The following is a 24775-nucleotide window of genomic DNA, read 5'->3' as shown; positions in this document are numbered from 1 at the left end:
CGCCCGATCGACCCCGCTGTCAAGCCTCCTCGTCAGCGAGGCCGCACGGTGACGACGAAGACCGAGTCCGTCCGCCAGTCGGCGACCCCGGCCGACTCGGGACTTCGTCCCAGACGCCGGGTCCGGGTGCCGCCCAGGGCCCGCTCGAGGTTGGACCTCGGGCTCGGGGCCATGTCGGCGCCTCTCGTGGTCCCGGCGGCCGGGACCTCGCTCACGTCGAGCTCCTCCTGCTCGAGCGTGCGCGGGTCGAACTCGAGCGTGCTGGTGACGACCATGAGCTGGTCCCGCAGCGACGCGGTCCCGGCTTCCCACAGCGCGTCCGACACCTGGCCGACCAGGTCGACGCTCGTCGACTCACCCGGTCCCAGCGCAACCGACCCCGCCGGGAACGCGTCGGTGAAGATGCCGTACGTCTCCGTGAGGTCGAGCAGCGCGGCCCACAGGGGGGCGGCGGTGGTGTTCGTGAGGCGGACGGTGAAGCGAGGGGCGTCGCTCCCGGCATACGCGATGGTCAGCGTGCCGCCGGCGCCCACCGCGCCCGTCCCCGCGTCCACCTCGACGCGGACGGCGTCGGCGCCCAGGGCCGTCGTCGCGTTGGTCAGCGCCGAGAGGCGGAGCCAGCGGGCGACGCGCTCGAGCGCGAGGACGGTCCGCTCCTCGCGTCCCTCGCCCTCGACGACGGGAACGAGGGGGCGCGTGACGCCGGGACGAGTGATGACGAAGCCTTCCGAGGTGGCCTCGACGAGCAGGTCCGCCACGGTGGTGCCGCCGCTGACGGTGCCGTCGCGGCCGACATCGACGAGGTCGACGAGCGTCTCGTCGGCGTGGTCGGCGGCGCGGCGCAGGGCCGCCGTGCCGACAGCGTCGCCGACGACCCCCACGAGGAGTGGATCGAGCGGGATCGAGGTGACGACGGCGCGGTAGATGAAGGACTCGTCGAGCTCGGGCGTCAGGCGCACCAGGCTGCGGTCGGGCAGGACCTTGGTCACCGACGCAGTCGCGAGGGGCGAGCCCGACGTCTCGCCCGTCAACGGGTAGACGGCGAGCTCGGTCGTGTCGTCACCGCGGGGCTCGGGCACGCCGTGCACGGCGCCGGAGTCGATGGACCACCCGTCTGGCAGCCGGCTCAGGGTGAGCGGGCGGGGCGTGGCCTGGATCGCGCCCCCGAGGAAGGGCCGGTCGAGCTCGGTCGCGTCGGTCGTCTCGAGCTGCGGGTGCTGGTCCGTGACCCGGCCCGTCACGTCGGCGGTGACGAGGCGCAGCACGTCGCGGTAGGTGGGCCGCCCGTCGAAGCCGAGCAGGGCGGCGTCGAGCGCCGCGGACAGGGCACCGTGGCGGCGCCCCCCGGCGGTGACCTCCTTGGCCTTCTCCGACGACCTGCAGGCCGCCAGCAGCACGTGATGACCCGCGGGAGTCCAGCGCCCGGTGCCGCGGACGGCGGCGGTCGGGCCGTCGAGCGCCACGAAGGTGGCTGCGGGGCGCGACCGGGGGTCGGGGGGTGAGAGCCGCACGACCTCGTCCGCGTTGCGGGTGCCGTCGCCGGAGTGGCAGCAGTCGAGCACGACGAGCGTGTGGCACCCGGACGCCGAGATGCCGTGGAGCAGGCCCGCGAGCTCCTTGTCGGCGAGGTCCCAGCTGTTCGGGGAGCGGCTGTCGACGCACACCAGCGTCTCGTTGCGCCGGTCCGGCTCGATCGACCAGAGCTCCTCGGGCGTCGCCTGCTGCGAGCCGTGCCCGCTGAAGTAGAAGACCGCGACGTCCTGCGCGGTGGCGCGTCCGAGGTGGTCGCTCAGGTGCGTCGTCACGGCGGACCTCGTCGCCTCGCCGTCCGCCAGCACCACGAGGTCGAGGGCGTCCGCGCCGACGCGCTCACGCAGGACCTCGGCGAAGCCGGTGACGTCGTTGACACACCCGGACAACGCAGGGATCGGAGGCGGATAGGCGTCGATCCCGACGAGGAGGGCGTAGAGCCGGCCGGCCATGGTCACCCGGAGTCGCCGAGGGCGACGCTCTGCCACCGGGCGGGCAGGTTCTGGTTGGCGCCCGAGCGCTGGGGGTTGCTGCTGAGCATCGTGCGCAGGGCCCAGCTCGCTCCGGGGCCGGTGGCGTCGCTGAGGTTGACGTTCATCGCGAGCACGTCGCCGCGCTGGGGAGCCACGCTCCGGCCCACCTCGGTCCAGGGGATCCTGGCCTCGAGCTCGTAGCCGTCGTCCCGCGACCGGGCCACGACGGAGATCGCGGGCCTCTCGGTGCCGGTCGCGAAGACGACCCTGCCCTGCGCGCTGGTGCCCACGGTGTTGACGTCGGCCGCCGCGCGCCGGTCGGTGTCGTCCCGCACCGCGAGGATCACGTGGAAGTCCTGTCCCGGCCGCAACGGCGCGGTGCGAGCCAGCGTCCGGGCGTCGGGGCCGATCTCGAAGGAGACGGCGTCGCCGTTCCACCACTGCGGCGCGGGTCCCTGGGTCGGCGTGACAACCGGGTCCACGACGACGGCGTGCAGGTACAACGCGTCGGTGTCCCACAGCGCCTGCCACGTGGCAGTGAGTCCCGGTCGGCGTTGCGCCGCGCCGAACACCGCCGTATCCGTGTCGTTCTCGCGGACCGACCGCCAGTCGTCGAAGGACCCGTCGATCGTGGGGGCGACCGGTGCGCAGCCGATCGTGACGTCGGTCGCCGCCGGCGTGGTCGCGCTCGTCCCGCAGGCCGCAGCCACGAGCGGCTCGGCCTTCTGGAGCAGGGAGGGCAGGACTCGCCAGGCGAACCATCCGCCGGCGAGGACGGCCACGAGCAGACCGGCCCGGACCCACGTCGAGACGCGCTTCCCCGCCTTGCTGCCACCCCGCCCCACGGGTGGCGCAGGACGGGGCCGGGTCTGCGCCTCGCTGGTGGACGGCTCGTCCATCACCACGGGTTCGTCCTGCACCACGTCCTGCACCACCGGCCGGTCCACGCCGCCATCCTTGGGCTTGGCGGGCTCGACCGGCACGACCGGCTCGACCGGCTCGACCGGCTCGACCGGCTCGACCGGCTCGACCGGCTCGACCGGCACAGGCAGCCCGGCCTGAGCAGCCGGCCGTACGCGTTCGAGCAGCTGCGTGACGTCGCGGTAGTCGGGGTGCTCGGCCGCGATCTGCTCGAGCAGCGGCAGGGCGGTCGCCGGGGCGCTCGCCGTCATCGCCCCGTTCGCGGCGTCGTAGAGGGACTCGAGCCGGCTCTCGGGACGCTCGACCGGTTCGGTGGCGCTCGTCGTGAACGAGAACGGCTGGTCGGCGCCTGACCGGAGCAGCACCGCGGTGCCCCACTCCGACGCCTCGTCGGACACCGCCATCGACTTGCGCACCTCGCAGATGGCGGCATCGATGCCGAGCCCGCGCGTCAGGAAGTAGTAGAACTCGTGGCTGAAGACGAGCGCGGCCCGGTCGGAGATCTCCGTCTGCATCGCGACCACCGCCGGCAGGCCTTGGCGCACGAGCGCCTGGGCGACCCCGGAGAACGCGTCGCGTCCGGAGGTCCGCGCCCCCTCGCAGGCGTTGAGGACGGCGAGCTGCATCGTCCGGGCGTCGTGGAGCAGGGTGCCGAGGCGGGCGCCCGAGACGCGGTGTGCCGTGCCGTCGTCGCGCTCGAGCACGAGCACGCCCTCCTGCGCCTGCTGGTCGAAGCCGCCGTGGCCGATGAAGTGGAACACGTGGAAGTCGTCGAGCAGGGCGCGCTGCAGCCCCGTCAGGGTGGCGTCCTCGAGGACCGTGATCGTCAGACGGCCGCTCGTGACGAGGTCGCCGGTCGTCGCCACGAGCAGCTGGCGCTCGCGCTCGACCGCCAGCTCGGGCATGTCACTCGGGCTCGAGATCATGACGAGGACCCGCAGCGGCGCCTCCACCTGGACGACCGGGGGCCGCTCGAGCGAGTCGAGCAGGCGCACGACGGGCGTCTCCTGGGAGAGGGTGAGGAAGCGGCCGAGGGCCGAGTCGTAGAGGTACTCCCACGGGACCGGGTCGAGATCGGGCACGGCGTCGAGTCGCAGCCGCAGCCGCAGGTCCCGCCCACCGGCCTGGGCCGCGGTCAGGCTCGCTCGGAAGGTCTTGCCCACGTCGCCGGAGAGCAGTGCGTCCCCGAGCCGCCGCCCGTACTCCTTGACGTCGACGACGCGCGCCTCCGCCGGGACGAGCCGCCTCGAGGAGACGCGTGGCGGCCCCACGGCGATCATGAACTGGGCGAGGTCGGTGGCCGAGAACGGGAGGGTGAACGGTGCCGACGCGTCGCCAGCGGGCGACGCGAGCACGTGTGCGGCATACCCCTGACCCTCGGGGGTCACGGCGACGTCGAAGTCGAGATAGTCACGGCTCATGGCGATCCTCTGTTCGCAGGAGCGCGCCTGCACTCGACAGTACGCCGGGCCGTGCCCCTGATACACCGTTTCGACCGGGACGTGCCCAGCTGCACCGGGTAGCCTTGGAGGTGAGCGCGCGAGCCGTGCTCGCGGACGAGGGAGCCGTACCCGCCCTGCGACAAGACGGCCAGATCGGGATCGCCGTGCACTGGCTCGTACTCGTCCTCTCCGGCGCGCTGGAGGCCGTCTGGGCCACCGCGCTCGCCGCGTCCGACGGCTTCCGCCGCCCCCGGCCGACCGCCCTCTTCGCCGTCTCGCTCGTGCTCAGCATGGCCGGCCTCGCGTGGGCGATGACCGCTCTGCCCGCCGGCACCGCGTATGCCGTGTGGGTCGGGATCGGTGCCGTCGGCACCGTCCTGCTCGCGGTCGCGCGCCGCGAGGAGCGGCTCGGTGCCGGCCGGGCCGCGCTGCTGGTCGTCCTGGTCGCGTGCGTCGCCGGGCTCAAGGTGGTGGCGTGATGCCGTGGGTCGTCCTGCTCGTCAGCGCCGTCCTGGAAGCGGTCTGGGCGTCGGCGCTCGCCGCGTCGGAGGGCCTCTCGCGTCCCGTCCCGGCCGTCGTCTTCCTCGTCGCCGGCACGCTCAGCATGGTCGGCCTCGCGCGGGCCGTGCGCACCATCCCCATCGGGACGGCGTATGCCGTGTGGACGGGTCTCGGAGCGGCGCTCACGGTGACGTGGGCCATGACGACCGGCGGGGAGGACTTCTCCGCGGTCAAGGTCGCCCTGCTCGTGGGCATCGTCGCCGCGGTCGTCGGGCTCAAGATCATCGGGCACGAGCCTTCTCGGTCGGTCGGATCCACGGACGGGCCGGCGCGGCAGCGCTAGGGTCGCGCCCATGGGTACCCCGTGGCTGGAGCTGCTGGGCTGGGTCGGCTCCGCGATCCTCGTCTGGTCGCTGCTGCAGACGCGGCTGCGCCGGCTCCGGGTCATCAACCTCGTGGGCTGCGTCGTGCTCATCGTCTACAACACGCTCAACCACGTCTGGCCGATGGTCGGCCTCAACGTCGTCCTCGCCGGCATCAACGTCTTCTACCTCACGCGGATGTCCCGGGAGAAGCACGACGCCGAGGTCTACGAGGTGCTCGAGGTCGCCGGTGACGACACCTACCTGCGCCACGTGCTTCGGGTCCACGAGGGCGACATCCGGCGCTACAACCCGCAGTTCGTGCACGACCCCTTCGCGGGCGACCCGTCCTACCTCGTGCTCCGCGGGGACGAGACGGTCGGGGTCGTGCTCATGCGCGACGCGGGGGAGGGCACGGCGCAGCTGCTGCTGGACTGGGTGACGCCGCGGCACCGCGACCTCACACCGGGCGAGTTCGTCTTCGGGCCCGAGGGGCCGTTCCGTCGGCGCGGGTTCCGACGGGTGCTGACGCCGCCGGACATGCTCGAGCCGTACTACGAGAACCTCGGGTTCCGCCGGGACGGCGACGCGTACGTCCTGTGACGCATCCGCCGGACCGGACGGCATACGCCCCGCGGCCGAGGGTGATCTCCCGCACCCTTTCGGTCCGCACGCCGGCGGCCGACCTACGCTGGAGGTAGGGAGCCGTGTGGGTCCCGCCACACGGCGGCCCACGAAGGAGCGGTGAAGATCATGACCGCGAACCAGCTTCCGGTCGAACCCCACGCTGACGTGCCCGACCCGACGGTCGACCGCGTCGTCCCCGAGGTCGATCTCCGCGGCAGAGCCCTCCGCCGGCTCAAGAAGAAGGCCGACTTCCGCGTTCACCTGCTCATCTACCTGCTCGTGAACGGCATGTTCGTCCTGATCTGGGCCATGACGGGAGCGGGCTTCTTCTGGCCCGCCTGGGTGATCGCCGGCTGGGGCATCGGCCTCGTGGCGAACGCCGTGGATGCCTACGCCGTCGACGCTCCCTCCGAGGAGCAGATCGAGAGCGAGATGGACCGGCTGCGCCGTCGGTGACCCGACGTCATGGCTGCTGGGAGACGTCCTGCCGTGCCGGAGGTGTCGTCTGCACGCCGTCCGAGGGGGTGGCCGGGCCGGTCGGCTCGGCGCGGCCCGCGAGCGCGATGCACCCGCCCAGGGTCACGGCGAACGCCACGCCCGCCGCCGGCGCATGTCCCGACACGACGTGGTCGCCGAGCGCCACCAGGCCGATGACTGCGGGGACGACCGTCTCGGTCGCGAAGGTCAGGGCCGCCACGGTCGTCACGCGGCCGCGGCTCAGGGCGAGCCCGTAGGCCACCGTCGCCAGCGCGGCGTGCCCGACGAGCGCCCAGGCGGTGGCGTCCGTGGCGAGCGCCCACACGGGGGAGGGGACCTCGAGCAGTCGGGCCGCGACCCCGACTCCGCCGAACCCGAGCCCCGCGGCGATGCTGAGCACGACGGCCCCGCGGCCCCTGTCCCGGTCGACGGCGCCGATCACGAGCAGGGCCCCGACGAGCGCGGCCGCCGCGAGCAACCACCACGGCGCGGACGGCCCGGGGCGCACGGCCGGGCCCTCCGCGGCCGTCAGGGCGAGGCCGGTGAGTCCGGCCCCGATGGCGACCAGCGCGACGACCTCGGTCGCCCCGAGGCGGACGTGGAGCACGAGCACGGACAGCACGGCGGTGACGGCGATCGAGGCCGCGACCGCGCTCTCGACGAGGAAGAGGGGCAGCGTGCGCAAGGCGGCCACGGACGCGAGGAAGCCGAGTCCGTCGAGGGCGAGGCCGGCGGCATACGGCCACCCGGCCCGCACGCGTGCGAACAGCGGGGTGCCGACAGGCAGGGCGCCGGCGCGGCGTACGCCCACGGCCTGGAGCACGGTGGCGGCGCCGTAGGCGAGCGCCGCGAGGAGGGCGCCGAGAAGTCCGGGCGTCACGCGGACATCGTGGCAACCGCGGCTGGGAGGGGGCTGCGGGTCAGAGGATCCGCTGGCACTTGCTCATGAAACGATCGGGATCGACCACCGCACGGTGGATCTCGCCCTTGGCGATCTCCTCGCCCTCGGAGTCCTTGACGGTGACGTGGCACACGAGGCGACGTCCGTCGTTGATCGGCTCGGCGCACAGGACGGTGATCTCGGCGCCGACGGCGCTGCCCCTGACGTGCTCGAGCTTCACCGTCGTGCCGACGGTCGTGTGGTCGGCGTCGATGGTCTGCTTGCAGACCTGGAACGCGGCGTTCTCGCACCAGGTGATGAGGCGGGGTGTCGCGAGGACGTCGAGGTCACCGCTGCCGACCCGAGCGGATGTGTCGTCGGCGGTGACCGTGTGCTGGAACTTGCGCATGGGCATTGGACGAGTCTGGCAGAGAACCGGACGTTCGCCGATTCGTCTCGGCTGGTGGTGGGGGCCCTGCAGCGTGTCTGCACCGTGAACCTGAGTCGTTGCTGGGAATCTGGGGCCGTGACCACCCACCTGTGGGTCATCAGCGTGGCGCTCGGCGTGACGGCGCTCATCAACTGGCGATCCGTCCTGCGCGGCGACCACTTCGTCGAGCGGCTGACCAAGCCGCTCGTCGTGCTGCTCCTCATGGGGCTCGCCTGGTCGCTCCACTGGGAGGGGCGCGTACCGGGCTCCCCGCCGCTGCTGCCGGTGGTCGTGGCCCTCGCGTTCTGCCTGGTCGGGGACGTCGCGCTGCTGCGGGCGACCGAGACCCGCTTCCTCGTCGGGCTCGCCGCCTTCCTCGCCGCACACGTCGCGTACATCTGGGCGATCCTCGAGACGCCGGGGGTCGAGGGCTTCCCGTGGCCGCTGCTGGTGGCCGTGCCGGCCCTCGTGCTGCTGCACGCGAGGGTCGGGCGCGACATCGTGCGCCACGCGGGTGCGCAGCGCGTCCCGGTCTTCGTCTACCAGCTCGTGCTGAGTGCGCTCGTGCTCGTCGCGGCGTGGAAGGGGGACTGGCTGCTGCTGTTCGGATGTGCGGTCTTCGTGGTCTCCGACGCGGTGCTCGGCCACGACCGCTTCGTCCACGAGCGGCGCTGGGCCCCGCTGACGGTCATCGTGACCTACCACGTCGCACAAGCCCTCATCGTCGTCGCCCTCTTCCGCTGACGGGCGAGTGAGGGCCGGACCCACCGCTCGTGCGACTGAGTCGGGACAGGGGGGCGCGCCCGATCGGGTCCGGACCGGGCCCTGCGCTAACCTTGGGCGCATGGCTGGACTGCTGCTCCTTCCGCAGCCGCGTTGACCAAGGTCGGGACTCCCGACATCAACGCGGCTTCCCCTCCTGTGCGAGGGGTTTTTCTTTGCCCAGACGAGCAGCGACGAGAGAGACGACATGAGCGAGCAGACGAACGACACCCCGTTCCGCTACACCGCGGCGATGGCGCAGCAGATCGAGACCTCCTGGCAGGACCGGTGGGAGGAGGACGGCACGTTCAACGCCCCCAACCCGGCCGGCCCGTGGGCCGAGCCCGAGAAGGTGGCCGCTCGCGGTGAGAAGCTCATCGTCCTCGACATGTTCCCGTACCCCTCCGGCGTCGGCCTGCACGTCGGCCACCCGCTCGGCTACATCGCGACCGACGTCTACAGCCGCTTCCACCGGATGCTCGGCAAGAACGTCCTGCACGCCCTGGGCTACGACGCCTTCGGCCTGCCCGCGGAGCAGTTCGCCGTCCAGACCGGGCAGCACCCTCGGAAGACCACCGAGGAGAACATGACGAACATGAAGCGCCAGCTGCGCCGCCTCGGGCTGGGCTTCGACAACCGCCGCACGTTCGCGACGATCGACGACGACTACTACCGCTGGACGCAGTGGATCTTCCTGCAGATCTGGGACGCGTGGTACGACACCGAGGCCGTGCGCGAGGACGGTGGCCGCGGCAAGGCGCGCCCGATCAGCGAGCTCGTCGAGGAGTTCGAGTCCGGCCGCCGAGCCGTCCTCGACGCCGACGGCCGGGGGTGGGCCGACCTGTCCGCCACCGAACGCGCCACGGTCATCGAGGGCCACCGCCTGGCCTACACGTCCGAGGCGCCGGTCAACTGGTGCCCGGGCCTCGGCACCGTGCTCTCCAACGAGGAGGTCACCAACGAGGGCCGTTCGGAGCGCGGCAACTTCCCGGTCTTCCGTCGCAACCTCAGCCAGTGGAAGATGCGCATCACGGCGTATGCCGACCGCCTGGCCGACGACCTCGACGGCGTCGACTGGCCCGAGAAGGTCAAGCTCATGCAGCGCAACTGGATCGGCCGGTCCAAGGGCGCGCGGGTCACCTTCCCCGTCATCACCGGCACGGGCGAACAGGACGGTATCGACGTCTTCACCACGCGCCCCGACACCATCTTCGGCGCGACGTTCATGGTCATCGCGCCCGAGCACCCGCTCGTGGATTCACTGGTGCCGCAAGGCAACTGGCCCGACGGGACCAAGGACGCCTGGAAGGGGTCGGACGCCGACGCGAGCGCGACCCCGAAGGAGTCCGTGGCGGCATACCAGCTCGCGGCGTCACGCAAGGGTGATGTCGAGCGACAGACCGAGGGCAAGGACAAGACCGGCGTCTTCACCGGCTCGTGGGCGACGAATCCCCTGACGGGAGAGCGGATCCCGGTCTTCGTCGCCGACTACGTGCTGATGGGATACGGCACCGGCGCCATCATGGCGGTCCCCGGTCAGGACACGCGCGACTGGGAGTTCGCCGAGAAGTTCGACATCCCGATCGTCCGCACCGTCCAGCCGGCCGAGGGCCACCCGGACGACGAGCCGTTCCTCGGCGACGGCGTCGCGATCAACAGTGCCAACGAGCGCATCTCGCTCGACGGGCTGCACGTCGCCGAGGCGAAGGCGCGCATCATCGAGTTCCTCGAGGACGAGGGGCTCGGCGAGGGGACCATCAGCTACCGCATCCGCGACTGGCTCTTCAGCCGCCAGCGCTACTGGGGCGAGCCGTTCCCCATCATGTTCGACGAGGACGGGGTGGCGTATGCCGTCCCCGACGACGAGCTGCCGCTGACCCTCCCCGACGTGCCGGACTACAGCCCCAAGACGTTCGACCCGGACGACGCCCAGAGCAGCCCCGAGCCGCCGCTGTCGCGCGTGCCTGAGTGGGTCGAGGTCGAGAAGGACCTCGGCGACGGCCGCGGACTGCGGAAGTTCCGCCGCGAGACGAACACGATGCCCAACTGGGCCGGCTCGTGCTGGTACTACCTGCGCTACCTCGACCCGGCGAACCACGACGCCTTCGTGGACCCGGCCAACGAGGCCTACTGGCTGGGCCGTCACGACACCCCGGTCGCGGGCGCCCCCGCCGGCACGCGCGACCCGGGCGGCGTCGACCTCTACGTCGGCGGCGTCGAGCACGCGGTCCTGCACCTGCTCTACGCCCGCTTCTGGCACAAGGTCCTCTTCGACCTCGGCCACGTCACGAGCGAGGAGCCGTTCCGGAAGTACTTCTCGCAGGGCTACATCCAGGCCTACGCCTACACCGACAGCCGCGGTCAGTACGTCACCGCGTCCGAGGTGGAGGAGCACCCCGGCGGTCATGGCGAGGAGCCGACGTTCACGTGGCAGGGGCAGCCCGTCAACCGTGAGTACGGCAAGATCGGCAAGTCGCTGAAGAACTCCGTCAGCCCCGACGAGATGTACGACGCCTACGGCGCCGACACCTTCCGCGTCTACGAGATGTCGATGGGGCCGCTCGAGCTGTCCAAGCCGTGGGAGATCCGCGCGGTCGTCGGCAGCCAGCGCTTCCTGCAACGCCTGTGGCGCAACGTGATCGACGAGGCGACCGGTGAGGTGCGCGTCGTCGACGCGGCCCTCGACCAGGCGCTGACGACGCAGCTGCACCAGACGATCGCCGGGGTCCGCGAGGACTTCGAGGGGCTGCGCTTCAACACCGCGATCGCCAAGCTCATCGAGCTCAACAACGCCGTGACGAAGCTGGACGCACCCCCGCGCGAGGTCGTCGAGGCGATGGTGCTCATGCTGGCGCCCGTGGCCCCGCACATCGCCGAGGAGATGTGGCAGCGGCTCGGTCACGACGACGGGGTGGCGTATGCCGCGTTCCCCGTGAGCGACCCCGCGAAGATCGTGCAGGAGCAGGTCACCTGCGTCATCCAGATCAAGGGCAAGGTCCGCGACCGGGTCGAGGTGAGCCCTGACATCTCCGAGGACGACCTGCGCGAGCTCGCGCTCGGCCGTGACAAGGTCAGGGCGGCGACCGAGGGCGGTGTCCGGACGGTCATCGTCCGGGCGCCGAAGCTCGTCAACGTCGTCCCGGTGTAGTCCCTCAGACGACCGGCGACGGAAGGAGCGCGACGTGAGCACACGGGTCGTCACCGACTCGACGTCCTACCTGCCGAGAGAGGTCGTCGAGCGGCACGGCCTCGAGGTCGTCCCGCTCCACGTCGTCGTCGGCGGGCGGGACTTCGTCGAGGGGCGGGACATCTCGGCGGCGCAGGTCGCAGCTGCGCTGCGCGAGTACACCATCGTCACCACGTCGCGGCCCACGCCGCAGGTCTTCGCCGAGACGTACCAGCGTCTGGCCGCCGAGGGCGCGACGTCCATCGTCTCGGTCCACCTGTCGTCCCAGATGTCTGGCACGGTGGAGGCGGCCCGGCTCGCAGCCGCTGAAGCGCCGGTGCCAGTTGAGGTCATCGACAGCGAGACCATCGGTATGGCTATGGGATTCGCGGTGGTGGCTGCGGCCGAGGCAGCCGCCAACGGCGCCGAGGTGCCCGAGGTCCTGGAGGCCGTGCACTCGCGGCTCGGCCCCTCCGGAGTCCTGTTCTACGTCGACACCCTCGAGCACCTGCGCCGAGGCGGACGCATCGGCGCCGCCTCGGCGCTGCTCGGGTCGGCCCTCGCGATCAAGCCGATCCTCGCCGTCCGCGGCGGTCGCATCGTGCCGGTCGAGAAGGTCCGCACGTCGTCGCGGGCGGTCGCGCGCATCGAGGCGATGGTCCTCGACCAGGTCGCGAAGGGAGGCCACGTCGTCGACATCGCGGTCCACCACCTCGACGCACCAGCCCGCGCGGAGCAGATCGCGGGCGAGCTGCACACCCTGGTCCCCGGATCGCCCCAGGTCCTCGTCGTCGAGCTCGGGGCCGTGGTGGGCGCGCACGTGGGTCCCGGCACCGTCGCCATCGCCGTGTCGCCGCGTCCCGGCGAGCCGTTGCCCGAGTCGCCGTCACCGGGCGAGGTCGCCGGGTCGTGAACGTCGGTACCGCGCTCGCCTGGGCAGGAGGGGTGCTCGCAGCCTTCCTCGTGGGCTCGCTCAACCCGGCGACGATGATCGCCCGGCTGCTCGGCAAGGACCTCGCGTCGTCGGGGTCGGGCAACCCGGGAGCGACCAATGCCGGCCGGGTTCTCGGCCGCAAGTGGGGCGTCGTCGTCGGCGTGCTCGACGTCCTCAAGGGACTCGTCCCGACGCTGGTCGCGGGTCAGCTCTTCGGCGCGCACGCGGCCTACGCGGTCGGCATCGCGGCCGTGCTCGGACACATCTGGTCGCCCTTCCTCAAGGGGCGCGGCGGCAAAGGGGTCGCCACGACGCTCGGGGTGATCCTCGGGGTGCACCCGTGGTTCGCCCTCGTCGTCGTCGTGGTCTTCGCCGTCGCGGTGCTGCTCACGCGCTGGGTCGCTGCCGGTTCCATCTTCGGGGCGTTGGCAATGCTCGTGGTCGCGGTCCTCATCTGGACGGGACACGCACCCGGCGACGTGTGGACCGGCCTGTGGCTCATGGCGATCGGGCTGCTCGTGCTCGCCCGGCACCGGAAGAACGTCGTCGGCTGGTGGCGCCAGCGACGCCTGCCCTGAGCCGGGCCCTCGTCCGCGACCGTGCGGACGGCCCGGGGTCCAACCGTGGTTCACCCGGCTGAGCTCAGGGCGGCGAGAGCCCTGCGTGTGGACTCCGCGCGGGGCTCTCCGAGCTCCTCGCGGATCGCGAGGCACAGGGTGAAGCACTCGACCGCCTCGTCGGTGCGAGCCGTGTCGACGAGGAACCGGCCGACGTGGTGCAACGTGTAGTGCTCGAGGACCCGGTCCCCCGAGGCGCGGGCGAGGGCGAGCGCCTCGCGGAAGTGCTCCTCGGCCTCGGCCTCCTCGTCGGCGTAGTGCTCGGCCGTCGCGAGCACGAGCAGGGCACAGCGGAGGGTCTCGTCGCGGCCGGTCTCCCGGGCGACACCCGCGGCGGGACCGGCCAGCGTCATCGCCTCGTGCTCCCTCCCGGCGATCGTCAGGGCTTCGGCGAGGTCGACGGCGGCGTCGAGCACGGCGCTGCCTGCGGCATCGCCAGGCGCGGCTTCGACAGCGGACGTCAGGTCTGCCCTCGCGGCGGTCAGGGCCGCGTCGTTCTCCTCCGGGGTTCGGGTCAGCCGTCCGAAGTGCCTCTGCCCGACGACGAACCTCGACTCGCTCATGGCTGCACGCTACCGATGGACGAGCCGGTCCCGGGTGGTCGAGAGGGCAGCCCAGAACCGGTGCGGCTCTGATGTCCGGGGGTGGCCGCGCGCATCACCCTCCTGGACGTCCGCCCGCTGCCGCTCCAGCGGCGCCGCCGCCCCGTCCACCGAACCCACCGCCACCGAGGCCGCGTAGGCCGTTCGACTGGTTGGACGGCAGCGCTGCGTTGACGTCGGCGAGCACGACACGGTCGCCGACTGCGAGACCGGTCATCACCTGGGCGAAGCCACTTCCGACGGCGCCGATGGTCACCGCACGTGTCGTGGTCCCGCTGCCGGTGAGGACCTGCACCTGACCCGTGCCGGACTGCACGCCGGCAAGCGCCGAGACCGGCACGCGCACCGCGTCCGCAGCCTGTCCCACCGTGATGGCGACGGATGCAACGGACCCGCTGGCCATCGATCGCGGCGGCGCCGGGACGACGATCGTGGCGGGGTACGTCGGAGTCGTGGCCGTCGACGAGGACGGGAGCAGGCTGACGCTGGAGACCGTGCCGGGGACGGCGGTCACGTCACCGGCAGGGGTGACCTCGGTGGCCAGGCCGGCGTGCACGAGACCCATGTCGGCCAGGGGGACGTTCACCGTCACGTCAGCGGCCCCGGCCCCGACGATGACGATGCCGGTCGAGGTGCTCGCCGCCTGTCCGACCGTGAGGTCGATCCTGCCGACCGTGCCGGCGATGGGTGCCTTGAGGGTCGCGCCCTCGAGGTCGCTCTGGGCCTGGGTCACCGCGTCCTGGTCCTGCAGGATGGCGACTTCGTCGGCGGCGACGCGGGTGGCGGAGCTGCTGCCGCCTCCGGCCGCGCTCCCGGAACCGCCGGTGCTGCGCGTGGCGCTCGTCGCGACGCCGGCGGACGAGCCTGCAGAGGAGGTTGCGCCGCCACTCGAGCCTGCGGACGAGGCTGCGGACGAGGCTGCGGACGAGCCCGAGGGATGCGCCGACGAGCTCGACCCGGAGGACGTCGCCGTGGCCGCCTGCATGATCACGGTCAACTCGTGGGCGATCTGCGTGGCGAGGCCGGTCAGTGCCGTCTCTGCCGCGTGCTGGGTCCTCGAGGCCGACGCCATCGCGGTGGCGCAGGTGCGCAGCTGGTCGGCGCTCGGTGTCGTGCTGCCGTGGCCGGGAGCCGGGCTCGTGGGCGAGCCGGTCGGGTTCGGCGTGTCCGTCGGGGTGCCAGTGGGCGGCACGGTCGGGGTGCCGGTCGGCGGCACGGTCGGGGTGCCGGTGGGCGGCACGGTCGCGGTGCCGGTGGGCGGCACGGTCGGGGTGCCGGAGGGGACACCGGTGGTGGGGGTTGCTGTCCCGGTGGCTGCGGGCCCGGGCGTCGCCTGCGGGGTGAAGGCGGCGGGGTTGACGCGTGGCGACGACGAGGGGCCCGTCGGGCCCGTCGAGGGACGGTGGTGGCTCGTGCCGGACGACGATGGTGTGCCGAGCACGGGCGCGCACGCCTGCTCCTCGGCCAGCAGGGCCTGCTGCGCCTCGGCGACGGCGCGCTGCATGGCGCTGGTGCTCAGCTTCGGGAGGCTGGACCCACCGGCGGCATGTCCTCCAGCGGTCGGGGCCGACCCGCCCGAGTGACCCGTGCTGGCCGAACCGCCGCCAGTCGAAGCCCCGCCGGTCGAACCGGTGCCGCCGGTGCCGCCCGTCGCCCCGGCGCTGCCGCCTGCGGCCGGGCGCGGTCCCGAGCTGGTCCGGCTGCCGGAGCCGGCACCACCTTGCGAGGCCGAGCCCGAGCTCGACGCGCTGGCCCCAGTGCCCCCGCTGCCAGCACTGGTGGCACTGGTGGCGCTGCTTGTCGACGCCGTCTCGTCGGCGATCAGCGAGGCCTGGTCCTGGGCGAGCGCCGCCCGGGCTGCCAGGAGGCCGGCATGGAGCGCCGTGGGGTCGATGGTGGCGAGCGACTGCCCGGCCGACACGTGGTCGCCCACCTTGACGCTGATGCCGGTCACGGTGCCGCTGGTCGGGAAGGCCGCGGTGACCTGGTCGACGCGCTGGGCGGTGCCGGTCAGGGTCAGGACCTGGCTGACCGGGCCCCGGCTCACGGTCGCGGTGCGGTAGTCGGCCGATGCGGCCGTGCCGGTGCTCGCCGAGGCGGTGTAGACGCCACCGGCCGCGATCAGCACGGCGAGGAGGCTGCCGCCCGCGACGAGCGGCCCGCGGCCGATGCGAGAACGGTCAGGCATTGCCGGCCCCTGCGGTGCTCGAGGCGCCGCCGGTGCCACCCCCACCGCCGTTGCCAGCACCGCCACCCGCTACGCGGCCACCGCCGGGACCACGGCCGCCGAAGCCGCTCGCGCAGGCGCCGTTGGTGGCAGCGCTGACGGTGATGGTTCTCGCCGTCATCGCGCCCGTGTCGTCGGTGCGGCCCTGGGCCGTGACACACACGCCCACCTTGACGGCCGAGGCGCTCGTCGCGGTGAGGCGGGTGAAGACCGTCGACGAGGTGTACGTGACCGAGACCGGAGCCGTGGCGGTTGCCCCGGGCTGGACGACCGGCGTGACGGTGAACTGCCCGAAGCGCACGGCCGACACGGTGCCGACGGCACCGAAGCCGCGGCCTCCGGCACCGGTGCCGGCGCCCGGTCGGGGGACCGCCGTGCCGGTGGTCGCGCCCGACGGCCGGGGGCCCGTGCGGCCGGCGAACCCGCCGAACGCGCAGGTGCCCCCCTGCTTGGGAAGCAGCTCGACGGAGGCGGCGGCCACGGAGGTCGACGATCCGCTGCTGCCCTGCGCGCCGCGGCCGCCGCGAGCGGGTCGCACCATGACGCATTCGCCCACCGTGACGGCAGAGGCGGACACGACGACCTGGTCGGTGAACCGGGTCGTGCGCGTCCACGTGACGGCGGTCTGCTGGTTGGCGCCCTGCACCTGTGCCGTCGAGCCCGTGACGGCCGCGACGAGACCCGAGACGCCGGGGGTGCGACCGGTGCCCGTCGAGCCTCCGGTTGCCGCCGTCTGCCCCGAACCGGTCGATGGCGCGGACTGTGCCGAACTGCTGCATCCGGCCAGTCCCAGGGCGGCGGCGGCGGCGATGACGATCACGATGCGCTTCATGCTGGGGTCACTCACTTCTCAGGGCGTCGATGGGGGCGAGACGGGCAGCGCGGTTCGCAGGGTAGACCCCCGCGACGATGCCGATGACGAGGGAGACGACGAGCGCACCGAGCGCCGCCGTGGTGGACAGTGCGACCGGCTGGCCGAGGAACTGGGGGAGCGTGAGGGCGCCGACGATGCCGAGGCCCACGCCGAGGACCCCTCCGACGAGCCCGAGCAGGCTTGCCTCCGTGAGGAACTGGCGCAGGATGACGCGCGGGGTGGCCCCCAGAGCCTTGCGCAGGCCGATCTCACGGATCCGCTCCGTGACCGACACGAGCATGATGTTCATGACGCCGATCCCACCGACGAGCAGGGAGATCGCCGCGATGCCGCCGAGCAGCACCGTGAGGGTGCGCGCCGTGCTGGTCGCGGTCTGAACGAGCGAGGCCTGGCTGTTGACCTGGAAGTCGGCGGTCGCCGGCGTCACCCCGTGCGCGGTCAGCATCGCGTTCGATGTCTCCTGGTAGGCGGCAGAGAGGTCTTGTTGGCTCGCGGCCTGGAGGTAGATCGAGGAGACCGAGGTGCCGCCCGACGAGAAGTCGTTCGCGAACGTCGTCGCCGGGATGACCACCTGGTCGTCCTGGTCCCCGCCGACCGTCGACCCGGCCGTGTTGAGCTCACCCACGACGGTCAGCTGCACGCCACCGATCGAGAGGAACTGCCCGACGGGAGAGCGGCCGCCGAAGAGCTGCTGGGCGGTCGTCGAGCCGATGACCGCCACCGGGACGCCGCCGCTGAGCTCGGCCTGGGTGAAGAACCGACCGGAGTCGGTCGAGCGCGCCCGCACGACAGGCCACTGCGGGGTCGTGCCGACGATGCTCGTCGTCCAGTTCTGGCCGTTGGCCACGACGCTCTGTGACGAGGTCGAGACGGGGGCGACTGCGGCGACGTCGGGAACCACTCGGGTGTCGGAGAGCACCGCCGCGTCGGCCGTGGTGAGGGTCGTCGCCGAACCACGACCACCACGGATGCCGCCCACCTGCGTCGAGCTGCCAGGGGTGACGATGAGCAGGTTGGATCCGAGTGCGTCGATCTGGCTGGCCACCTGAGCCTGGGCGCCCTGCCCGAGCCCGACGGTCAACATGACCGCGGCGATACCGATGAGGATCCCGAGCATCGTCAGCGCAGAGCGCATCCGCCGCGTGCGGATGGCGTCGTATGCCGTGTGCAGCGTCTCGGTCCAGGTCACGACGCCACCCCTGCCGTCACCGCGTGGTCGTCGACGACCTGCCCGTCGAGGATGTGGATGGTGCGTGCAGCCTGGCCGGCCACGTCAGGCTCGTGCGTGATGATCACGACGGTGCGGCCCTGCTCGTGCAGCTCCCGGAAGAGACCGAGCACGTCGGCCGTCGACACGGAGTCGAGGTTGCCGGTGGGCTCGTCGGCCAGGATGAGGCTCGGATTGGTGACCAGGGCCCGCGCCACCGACACCCGCTGCTGCTGGCCGCCGCTCAGCTCGCCGGGACGGTGGTCGATGCGGTCGGCGAGCCCGACCCGTCCGAGGGCCTCGACGGCCCGCGCGCGGCGCTCGGCCCGCGGCACACCGGCATACACGAGCGGCAGTTCGACGTTGCGCCACGCCGACATCGCCGGCAGCAGGTTGAACTGCTGGAAGACGAAGCCGATACGGCGGTTGCGGATGTCGGCCAGCTCTCGCTCCTGCATACCGCTGACGTCCTCTCCCGCGAGGCGGTAGCGGCCGCTCGTGGGCACGTCGAGACAGCCGAGGATGTGCATCAGGGTCGACTTGCCGGAACCGGACGGGCCCATGACCGCGACGTAGTCGCCCTCGGCGACGGAGAGTGTGACCCCACGCAGCGCGTCGACGCTGAGGGAGCCGCTGCGGTAGGTCTTGCCGACGTCGACGAGGTCGAGGATCGGCGTCGGCCGGCCGCCGGTGTCGAGGGTCTCGTCGGGCTCGTCGGACCCGTCCGCCGCGTCGGCCTCGTCGGTGTCGACGTACATCGGAAGCTCGGTCACGGGTCAGCCGCCGTTCCGGGCCGTGGTGCCGCCGAACCCGCCACCGCCGAACCCGCCACCGCCGAACCCGCCACCGCCGAACCCGCCACCGCCGAACCCGCCGGTGCGCGTGCCGGTGCCTCCCGTGCCCCCCGTGCCCCCGGTGCCGGTGCCTCGTGTGCCGAAGGTGCCGGGCAGCACGACCTGAGCGCCGTCGGAGAGGCCGGCCGTGATCTCGGTGCGGGCGCCGAAGATGCGTCCCACTGTCACGGCCGTCGTCACCTGCTGACCGTTCTGCAGCACCGTGACGGTGGTGCGCCCGTTCGAGCTGCTCAGCGCGGCGGTCGGCACGGTGAGCACGTCGTCCATCTGCTTGACGATGATGGAGACGGACGCCGCGGTGCCGGCATACAACCCGGTAGGTGCGCCGGTGACGGCGATGGTGACAGGGAACTGCGACGTGCCGCTCGAGCTCGACGAGGCCACGATGCCGATGGACTCGACGGTGCCGTAGATCGTCGTGCGCGACCCCGTCGGCAGGATCTGGGCCTGCATGCCCTGCTTGAGGCTGGCCAGGTCCGCGTTGCCGACCTGCGTCTGCACGACCCACGCGTTCGTGGAGATGACCGAGACCGCCGCGCTCGAGGAGCCGGACGCCCCGGTCGAGCCGGTGCCGGCGGCCGAGTTTCCGGTGCCCCCGCCGCTCGCGACTCGACCTGCACCCGAAGAGCTCGATCCCGAGGAGACTGACGTGCCCGAGCCGCCGACGGTCGAGCCCACCTTGACGGCGACCGCGGCGACGACCCCGTCGATCGGCGAGGTGAGCCGGGCCTGCGACAGGGCCTGCTGTGCCGCGAGGAGCTTGGCCTGTGCCGAGGCCAGCTGGGCGTCGGCCGCCGCGATCTGGCTGGCCGAGCCGCTCGATCCCGCAGCGGTGACCTGGGCCTGGGCCTGGGTGACCACAGCCTGCGCCAGGGTGACCTGGCCCTGCAGGGCCGTCGTGTCGATCGAGGCGAGCACCTCACCCTTGGTGACCTGCTGACCGACGCTCACGCCCACGCTGTTGACCGTGCCGGCGGACTGGAACGACAGGTCGGCCTCGGTCGCCGGCTCGAGGGTGCCGCTCGCCGAGACCGTCTGCTGCACGGTCCCACGCGTGACGGTGAGGGTGCGCGCTTGTGGCTGCGCGCTCGCTGAACGGTGGGTGACCGCATAGGCGCCGCCCGCGCCGGCCAGGAGCAGCGCAGCCACGGCTGTTCCGATCAGTCTCCGGCCGCGCCGTCCAGGCCCCCGTCGTGCTCCAGCCATCTGTCACCGTCTCCGTACGTTCCGTTCGCGAGCGTCAGGGGTGACCGTAGGCGTGCAGTCTGGAAGATGTGACGGGAGTTGCTATGAGTCGGCTATGTGTTGTCCGCGAGGCGATCGGCAGACGTTCGGGGACGCGTCAGAAGACGATCGTGCGGCGGCCTGAGAGGAAGACCCGCGACTCGGCGTGGTCTCGCACCGCCCGCGACAGGACGCGACGCTCGACGTCGCGCCCGATCGCGACGAGGCGCTCGGGGGACTCGGCGTGGGTGACGCGGACGACGTCCTGCTCGATGATGGGGCCCTCGTCGAGGTCGGCTGTGACGTAATGGGCTGACGCCCCGATGAGTTTCACGCCGCGGTCATGCGCCTGGTGGTAGGGCTTGGCGCCCTTGAACCCCGGCAGGAACGAGTGGTGGATGTTGATGGCGCGGCCCTCGAGGGCACGGCACAGGCTGTCGCTGAGGATCTGCATGTAGCGGGCAAGCACGACGAGGCCGACGTCCTCGGTCTCGACGATCCGCAGGAGCTCGGCCTCGGCGTCGGCCTTCGTCTCCTTCGTCACGGGGATGACGGTGAAGGGCAGGCCGTAGTACTCGACGAGACCGCGGCAGTCCTCGTGGTTGCTGACGACGCCGACGATGTCGATCGGCAGGTCACCGGACTTCCACCGGTAGAGCAGGTCGAGCAGGCAGTGGTCGAACTTGCTGACGAGGATGACCGTCCGGCAGTGCTCGTCCTCGGGCCGGGCCGCGAGGTGGTGGTGCGCGATGGCCGGGCTCTCGCGGATGTCTCCGAGGACCTGGTCGACCTCGTGCGGCTCGGCGTCGAAGACGGTGCGCATGAAGAAGAGGTCGGTGTCCTCATCGGAGTACTGCTGGTTCTCGACGATGTTCGCCGAGACCGCCAGCAGCGCCGCGGACACTGCCGCGACGATCCCGGGCCGGTCGTCGCAGGTGAGGGTCATGATGTGCCGAGCCATTGGAGCAGTCTGGACCAGTCGGGCGCGGGGGAGTGCATCGACGCGCGGGCCGTCTCGTGCTGTGGCCGTCCACACCCCTCTGGCCTCGGGCGGGGTTGTCCCCAGCGGGTGCCCGGGCACCTTCTGGCGGGCGCCCGGCTTCCTACGGTCGGGGTATGCCGTTCCGACCTGCCCCGAGACCGCCTGACCTCGAGCGGGTCGCCCGGGTCCTCGGATCCAGCTCGGCGGCGGACCCACCAGGAGAGGCGCGTGCCGACGGTCCAGGCCCGGCGGCGGAGGCAGACGGCGGCTGGGTTCCTCACGCGCCGGGAGGGGGCCGCGTCGCGTCGGCCGTGCAGCGCCTGTCGTCCCGGGTGACCGAGGAGGACGAGGTCAGCCGACTCGACGCGGACCTGCGCCGAGCCCGCCGACCCGGCCTGCTCACGGTGCCTGACGAGCTGCGCACGGGCCGTCGCGCGGTCAGCAGCGCGGCCGTCGTGTCGCTGCTCGCACTCGTGCTGGCCGTCGGGTGCGTCTTCGTGCTCCGCGTGCTGTGGGCCGAGCGGTCGACGTCGGTGCCGGACGTCGCACCCGGAGCGTCGCGGTCCCTCCAGGTCGTCGGTGGCGCGGCGACCAGGGCCGCCGTCCCGGGCGGAGCGGCCACAGCGACGGGTCGTTCCGGGGCGATCTCCGGCTCGGTTCCCGTCGTGCCGCCAGCAGGCGCGGAGCTGGTCGTGCACGTCGTCGGGCAGGTGGTGCGACCCGGCCTCGTCCGGCTGCGACCAGGAGCTCGGCTGGCCGATGCGATCGCGGCGGCCGGGGGTGAACGGCCGGGGGCGGACCTCGCTGCGCTCAACCTCGCGCGGCTCGTCATCGACGGCGAGCAGATTCGAGTGCCGGGGCCGGGCGAGGCGCCGGCGCCCGGGAGCGGCATGGCTGGGCCCCCGGGTTCCGGTGGTGGCGCCGGGGTGCCGGGATCCCCTTCTGGTTCGGGCGCACCGGTGAGCCTCAACTCCGCCGATGTCGCGGCCCTGGACGCCCTTCCCGGTGTCGGACCGGTTCTCGCGCAACGGATCATCGACTGGCGCACCCAGCACGGCCGATTCACCTCGGTCGACGAGCTCGGGGAGGTGAGCGGCATCGGCGACAAGCTCCTCGCGCAGCTGCGGCCGAAGGTGACGCTGTGACGGCGCCGCCGTCTCAGTCGCGGAGGGAGCGCGAACAGAGGCCGCGCGGGCCGTCCCTCGTCGTGCTCACCGGTCGGGAGACGGTGCGCCGGGTCCGGCCGCGGTCCCGGCTCAGGATCGACCTCCGCCTGCTCGTGCCCGTGGTGCTCGCCTGGCCGGTCGTGGCGTTCTGGGCCCTGGTCGCGCCGGTCTGGCTCGTGACGGCCGCGGCGCTCGTGGCCTTGGCGGTCGGCGGTCTGACGGGCTTCGCCGGCACTTCCCGGCAGCACCGGCGACCGGGCGTCAGACGGAGCGGGAGAACCACCGGAGCCGCGCGGCGCGCCTCGTCGGCAGGGCATCAGGGTCTGCGTGCAGTGGCCGCGGGATGCGCGGTGCTCGGTCTCCTGCTCGGCGCCGCGGCTGGTCACCGGGCCGTGCGGACGGCCGGCCCGGTCACCGACCTGGCGTCGCAGAGAGCCGTCGTCACCGTCCGCGCCACCGTCGCGGCCGAACCACGTGCCGTGTCGGGTGCGGGACACGCGAACGGGGACGGACCGACGGCGCCGGCGGTCACCGTGGTCCGTCTCGACGTGGCGCAAGTGTCCGGTCGTGGTCTCACGACCACCGTCAGCGCACCGATCCTCGTCATCGGTCGCGGCTCGGACTGGTCGGCGTTGAGGTGGCACGACCAGGTCCAGGTGGCGGTGCGGCTCGGCCCGTCCGAGCCCGGCGACGACGTCGTCGCGGTCGCGACGCCGAAGGGTGCGGTGCGCGTCGTCGCGGGACCGGGCGGTGTCTTCGAGGCGGCCGATGCCGTTCGCGAGCGGTTCCGTTCGGCGACCGCCGGCCTCTGGCCCGATGCCCGGGGGCTCGTCCCGGCACTGGTCGTCGGAGACACCTCCCACACCCCGCCCGATCTCACCGCGGTCATGCTCGAGACGGGGCTCAGCCACCTCAGTGCGGTCTCCGGCAGCAACGTGACCTTCGTCCTCGCTGCCGTCCTGTGGCTCTGCGGGAGCATGGGCATCCGGCGCCCGTGGCGGCCACCGGTGGCCGCCGTCGGGCTGCTCGGCTTCGTCGTCCTGGCCCGGCCCGAACCGAGTGTCGTGAGAGCGGCCGTCATGGGCCTCGTCGGCCTGCTCGCGCTCTCGACGTCCCGTCGACGGGCCGGGGTCCCTGCGCTCGCCGCTGCGATCGCGGTGCTGCTCGTGTGGGACCCGTGGCTCTCCCGCTCCTACGGCTTCGCGCTCTCGAGTGTCGCCACTCTCGGACTGCTCGTCCTCGCCCAGCCGTGGGGTCGCGCCGTGGCACGTCGGTTGCCGGGCCCGCTCAAGCCGCTGGGACCGGTGCTCGCCATCCCGGTTGCCGCCCAGGCGGTCTGTGCCCCGCTCGTCGTGCCACTGCAGGGCAGCGTGTCCCTCGTTGCGGTCCTCGCCAACCTCCTCGCAGCGCCGTTCGTGGCCCCGACGACCGTCATCGGTGTCGTGGTCGCGCTCGTGTCGGTCGTCTGGGTCACGGGAGCCGGGTGGCTCGCCTGGGGAGCGGCCCTCCCGGCGCAGGCGATCGCTGCCGTGGCCAGGTGGTCTGCCGGGCTGCCCTTCGGCAGCCTCGACTGGGGAGACTCCGCGGGTGCTGCGGTCCTGCTCGCGGGTCTCACCGCCGCAGTCATCGCCACCGCGCCGTGGGCCTGGCATCGCGGCCGGCACCGACCGACGGTGGCCGTGGCCGTCGTCGTGCTCACGGCGGGGGTCGGCTTGCCGACGGCGCCGATCGCCTGGCCGCCGCCGGGCTGGGCCCTGATCGCCTGCGACGTCGGTCAGGGGGATGGCCTCGTGGCGGACAACGGCAACGGGCACGTCGTCGTCATCGACGCCGGCCCGGACCCCGAGCCGATGCGTGCCTGCCTGGACCGCATCGGCGCGACAGCCGTCGACCTCCTCGTGCTGACGCACTACCACGCCGACCACGTCGGGGGCCTCAGCGCCGTCCTCGAGCGGCCGGTGGCCGAGATCCGGGCGTCGCCGGTGCTCGACCCGCCTGCCGAGGCGACTCGGGTGGCGCGGTTGGCCGCTGCCGCCAAGGTGCCGCTCGGCGAGCTGCGCGCCGGACAACGGCTCACCGTGGGGTCGGTCACGGCAGACGTCTGGTGGCCGGCACGTCGCATCGACGCCGGGTCGGTGCCCAACAACGGCTCCGTCGTCCTGACGATGCACCTGCGCGGCACAACCATCCTGCTCGCCGGCGACATCGAGCGCGAAGCCGCGGGACAGGTGCTGCACGAGTCCCAGCTCGACCCGCAACGCTGGGGACACATCGACGTGCTCAAGGTGGCCCATCACGGGTCGAGCAACCGCGACGACCGGATCCTCGACCACATCGACGGGCGGCTCGCGCTGATCAGCGTCGGGGAGGGCAACGACTACGGCCATCCTGCGCCGGCAACGATGAAGTCGTTGCAGGACAGGGGGTTCGAGGTCCATCGCACCGACCTCGAGGGTGACGTCGCGGTCGTCGCCAGCGGGGGGACGGTTCGAGCCGTGTCGAGGTGAGACGCTCCGC

Annotated in this window: 21 protein-coding genes and 1 riboswitch; of the genes, 10 read left to right on the top strand and 11 right to left on the bottom strand. The window is 72.6% G+C overall.

Translation table 11 applies throughout. The annotated features are described in order from the left end of the window. Positions 1-32: 32 nt before the first annotated feature. Complete coding sequence (locus tag AB4030_RS16510; protein WP_442280398.1) at positions 33-1982, bottom strand: caspase family protein; 1950 nt, start codon at positions 1980-1982, stop codon at positions 33-35. 2 nt (positions 1983-1984) lie between these two features. Beyond that, complete coding sequence (locus tag AB4030_RS16505) at positions 1985-4345, bottom strand: CHAT domain-containing protein (protein ID WP_442280301.1); 2361 nt, start codon at positions 4343-4345, stop codon at positions 1985-1987. 109 nt (positions 4346-4454) lie between these two features. Beyond that, positions 4455-4519, top strand: a riboswitch (guanidine-III (ykkC-III) riboswitch). A gap of 11 nt (positions 4520-4530) precedes the next feature. Here AB4030_RS16505 and AB4030_RS16500 point away from each other — a divergent pair. The 4 genes from AB4030_RS16500 to AB4030_RS16485 all read left to right on the top strand — a co-directional run bounded on the left by AB4030_RS16500 (position 4531) and on the right by AB4030_RS16485 (position 6312). After that, positions 4531-4845, top strand: coding sequence for a DMT family transporter (locus AB4030_RS16500; RefSeq protein WP_442280300.1), 315 nt, complete (start codon positions 4531-4533; stop codon positions 4843-4845). Further along, complete coding sequence (locus tag AB4030_RS16495) at positions 4845-5210, top strand: DMT family transporter (RefSeq protein WP_442280397.1); 366 nt, start codon at positions 4845-4847, stop codon at positions 5208-5210. Before AB4030_RS16500 ends, AB4030_RS16495 begins: the two co-directional genes overlap by 1 nt. Before the next feature lie 10 nt (positions 5211-5220). Beyond that, positions 5221-5832 carry a hypothetical protein gene (locus AB4030_RS16490; protein WP_442280299.1) on the top strand — a complete coding sequence of 204 codons (612 nt, stop codon included), beginning with the start codon at positions 5221-5223 and terminating at the stop codon, positions 5830-5832. A 150-nt stretch (positions 5833-5982) separates the two neighbouring features. Next, the gene (locus tag AB4030_RS16485; RefSeq protein ID WP_442280396.1) at positions 5983-6312 is read left to right on the top strand and encodes a 2TM domain-containing protein; all 330 of its coding nucleotides are present in this window, start codon (positions 5983-5985) and stop codon (positions 6310-6312) included. Between the two features lie 7 nt (positions 6313-6319). On the opposite strand, the gene AB4030_RS16480 is transcribed toward AB4030_RS16485, so the two are convergent. Continuing rightward, positions 6320-7213 (bottom strand): hypothetical protein, encoded by an 894-nt coding sequence (locus AB4030_RS16480; protein ID WP_442280298.1) that lies wholly within the window; start codon positions 7211-7213, stop codon positions 6320-6322. A gap of 40 nt (positions 7214-7253) precedes the next feature. Continuing rightward, positions 7254-7628, bottom strand: coding sequence for a thioesterase family protein (locus tag AB4030_RS16475; RefSeq protein ID WP_442280297.1), 375 nt, complete (start codon positions 7626-7628; stop codon positions 7254-7256). A gap of 111 nt (positions 7629-7739) precedes the next feature. Here AB4030_RS16475 and AB4030_RS16470 point away from each other — a divergent pair, with 111 nt between their 5' ends. The 4 genes from AB4030_RS16470 (at position 7740) to plsY (ending at position 13083) form a co-directional block, all read left to right on the top strand. Next, the gene (locus AB4030_RS16470; protein WP_442280296.1) at positions 7740-8387 is read left to right on the top strand and encodes a lysoplasmalogenase; all 648 of its coding nucleotides are present in this window, start codon (positions 7740-7742) and stop codon (positions 8385-8387) included. A 226-nt stretch (positions 8388-8613) separates the two neighbouring features. Continuing rightward, positions 8614-11553, top strand: coding sequence for a leucine--tRNA ligase (leuS, locus tag AB4030_RS16465; protein WP_442280295.1), 2940 nt, complete (start codon positions 8614-8616; stop codon positions 11551-11553). A gap of 34 nt (positions 11554-11587) precedes the next feature. Continuing rightward, complete coding sequence (locus AB4030_RS16460) at positions 11588-12484, top strand: DegV family protein (RefSeq protein WP_442280294.1); 897 nt, start codon at positions 11588-11590, stop codon at positions 12482-12484. Next, positions 12481-13083, top strand: a complete 603-nt coding sequence (gene plsY, locus AB4030_RS16455) for a glycerol-3-phosphate 1-O-acyltransferase PlsY (RefSeq protein ID WP_442280293.1) — start codon at positions 12481-12483, stop codon at positions 13081-13083. Before AB4030_RS16460 ends, plsY begins: the two co-directional genes overlap by 4 nt. 50 nt (positions 13084-13133) lie before the next feature. On the opposite strand, the gene AB4030_RS16450 is transcribed toward plsY, so the two are convergent. The 7 genes from AB4030_RS16450 to purU form a co-directional block, all read right to left on the bottom strand. Further along, positions 13134-13685 carry a hypothetical protein gene (locus tag AB4030_RS16450; RefSeq protein WP_442280292.1) on the bottom strand — a complete coding sequence of 184 codons (552 nt, stop codon included), beginning with the start codon at positions 13683-13685 and terminating at the stop codon, positions 13134-13136. 94 nt (positions 13686-13779) lie between these two features. Then, on the bottom strand, positions 13780-15912 hold the full coding sequence (locus tag AB4030_RS16445; RefSeq protein ID WP_442280291.1) for a hypothetical protein: 2133 nt from the start codon (positions 15910-15912) through the stop codon (positions 13780-13782). Beyond that, complete coding sequence (locus AB4030_RS16440) at positions 15905-16783, bottom strand: hypothetical protein (protein ID WP_442280290.1); 879 nt, start codon at positions 16781-16783, stop codon at positions 15905-15907. The genes AB4030_RS16445 and AB4030_RS16440 overlap by 8 nt, the downstream gene beginning before the upstream one ends. Positions 16784-16790: 7 nt before the next feature. Then, on the bottom strand, positions 16791-18014 hold the full coding sequence (locus AB4030_RS16435) for an ABC transporter permease (RefSeq protein ID WP_442280289.1): 1224 nt from the start codon (positions 18012-18014) through the stop codon (positions 16791-16793). Beyond that, positions 18011-18805, bottom strand: coding sequence for an ABC transporter ATP-binding protein (locus AB4030_RS16430; protein ID WP_442280288.1), 795 nt, complete (start codon positions 18803-18805; stop codon positions 18011-18013). Before AB4030_RS16430 ends, AB4030_RS16435 begins: the two co-directional genes overlap by 4 nt. Positions 18806-18808: 3 nt before the next feature. Further along, positions 18809-20035: an efflux RND transporter periplasmic adaptor subunit gene (locus tag AB4030_RS16425; RefSeq protein WP_442280287.1), complete on the bottom strand. Its 1227-nt coding sequence runs from the start codon at positions 20033-20035 to the stop codon at positions 18809-18811. Positions 20036-20228: 193 nt separating this feature from the next. Then, positions 20229-21071 carry a formyltetrahydrofolate deformylase gene (gene purU / locus AB4030_RS16420; RefSeq protein WP_442280286.1) on the bottom strand — a complete coding sequence of 281 codons (843 nt, stop codon included), beginning with the start codon at positions 21069-21071 and terminating at the stop codon, positions 20229-20231. Between the two features lie 155 nt (positions 21072-21226). Between purU and AB4030_RS16415 the strand changes: the two genes are divergently transcribed. Both AB4030_RS16415 and AB4030_RS16410 read left to right on the top strand, forming a co-directional pair. After that, complete coding sequence (locus tag AB4030_RS16415; RefSeq protein ID WP_442280285.1) at positions 21227-22237, top strand: ComEA family DNA-binding protein; 1011 nt, start codon at positions 21227-21229, stop codon at positions 22235-22237. Continuing rightward, a complete protein-coding gene (locus tag AB4030_RS16410) occupies positions 22234-24765 on the top strand; it encodes a ComEC/Rec2 family competence protein (protein ID WP_442280284.1) in 2532 nt (843 codons plus the stop codon). The genes AB4030_RS16415 and AB4030_RS16410 overlap by 4 nt, the downstream gene beginning before the upstream one ends. Positions 24766-24775: the final 10 nt, after the last annotated feature.

Origin of the sequence: Terrabacter sp. 2YAF2 (assembly GCF_052114705.1) — a bacterium.
Classification (GTDB): Bacteria; Actinomycetota; Actinomycetes; order Actinomycetales; family Dermatophilaceae; genus Terrabacter.
The sequence above is the reverse complement of the archived record's forward strand: the minus strand, read 5'-3'. Positions and strand labels throughout refer to the sequence as shown.

What these genes read in the sequence shown, in the direction of transcription:
- AB4030_RS16510 (WP_442280398.1), bottom strand. Translation starts at nt 1,982, where the DNA reads ATGGCCGGCCGGCTCTACGCCCTCCTCGTCGGGATCGACGCCTATCCG.
- AB4030_RS16505 (WP_442280301.1), bottom strand. Translation starts at nt 4,345, where the DNA reads ATGAGCCGTGACTATCTCGACTTCGACGTCGCCGTGACCCCCGAGGGT.
- AB4030_RS16495 (WP_442280397.1), top strand. Translation starts at nt 4,845, where the DNA reads ATGCCGTGGGTCGTCCTGCTCGTCAGCGCCGTCCTGGAAGCGGTCTGG.
- AB4030_RS16490 (WP_442280299.1), top strand. Translation starts at nt 5,221, where the DNA reads ATGGGTACCCCGTGGCTGGAGCTGCTGGGCTGGGTCGGCTCCGCGATC.
- AB4030_RS16485 (WP_442280396.1), top strand. Translation starts at nt 5,983, where the DNA reads ATGACCGCGAACCAGCTTCCGGTCGAACCCCACGCTGACGTGCCCGAC.
- AB4030_RS16475 (WP_442280297.1), bottom strand. Translation starts at nt 7,628, where the DNA reads ATGCCCATGCGCAAGTTCCAGCACACGGTCACCGCCGACGACACATCC.
- leuS (WP_442280295.1), top strand. Translation starts at nt 8,614, where the DNA reads ATGAGCGAGCAGACGAACGACACCCCGTTCCGCTACACCGCGGCGATG.
- AB4030_RS16450 (WP_442280292.1), bottom strand. Translation starts at nt 13,685, where the DNA reads ATGAGCGAGTCGAGGTTCGTCGTCGGGCAGAGGCACTTCGGACGGCTG.
- AB4030_RS16445 (WP_442280291.1), bottom strand. Translation starts at nt 15,912, where the DNA reads ATGCCTGACCGTTCTCGCATCGGCCGCGGGCCGCTCGTCGCGGGCGGC.
- AB4030_RS16440 (WP_442280290.1), bottom strand. Translation starts at nt 16,783, where the DNA reads ATGAAGCGCATCGTGATCGTCATCGCCGCCGCCGCCGCCCTGGGACTG.
- purU (WP_442280286.1), bottom strand. Translation starts at nt 21,071, where the DNA reads ATGGCTCGGCACATCATGACCCTCACCTGCGACGACCGGCCCGGGATC.
- AB4030_RS16415 (WP_442280285.1), top strand. Translation starts at nt 21,227, where the DNA reads ATGCCGTTCCGACCTGCCCCGAGACCGCCTGACCTCGAGCGGGTCGCC.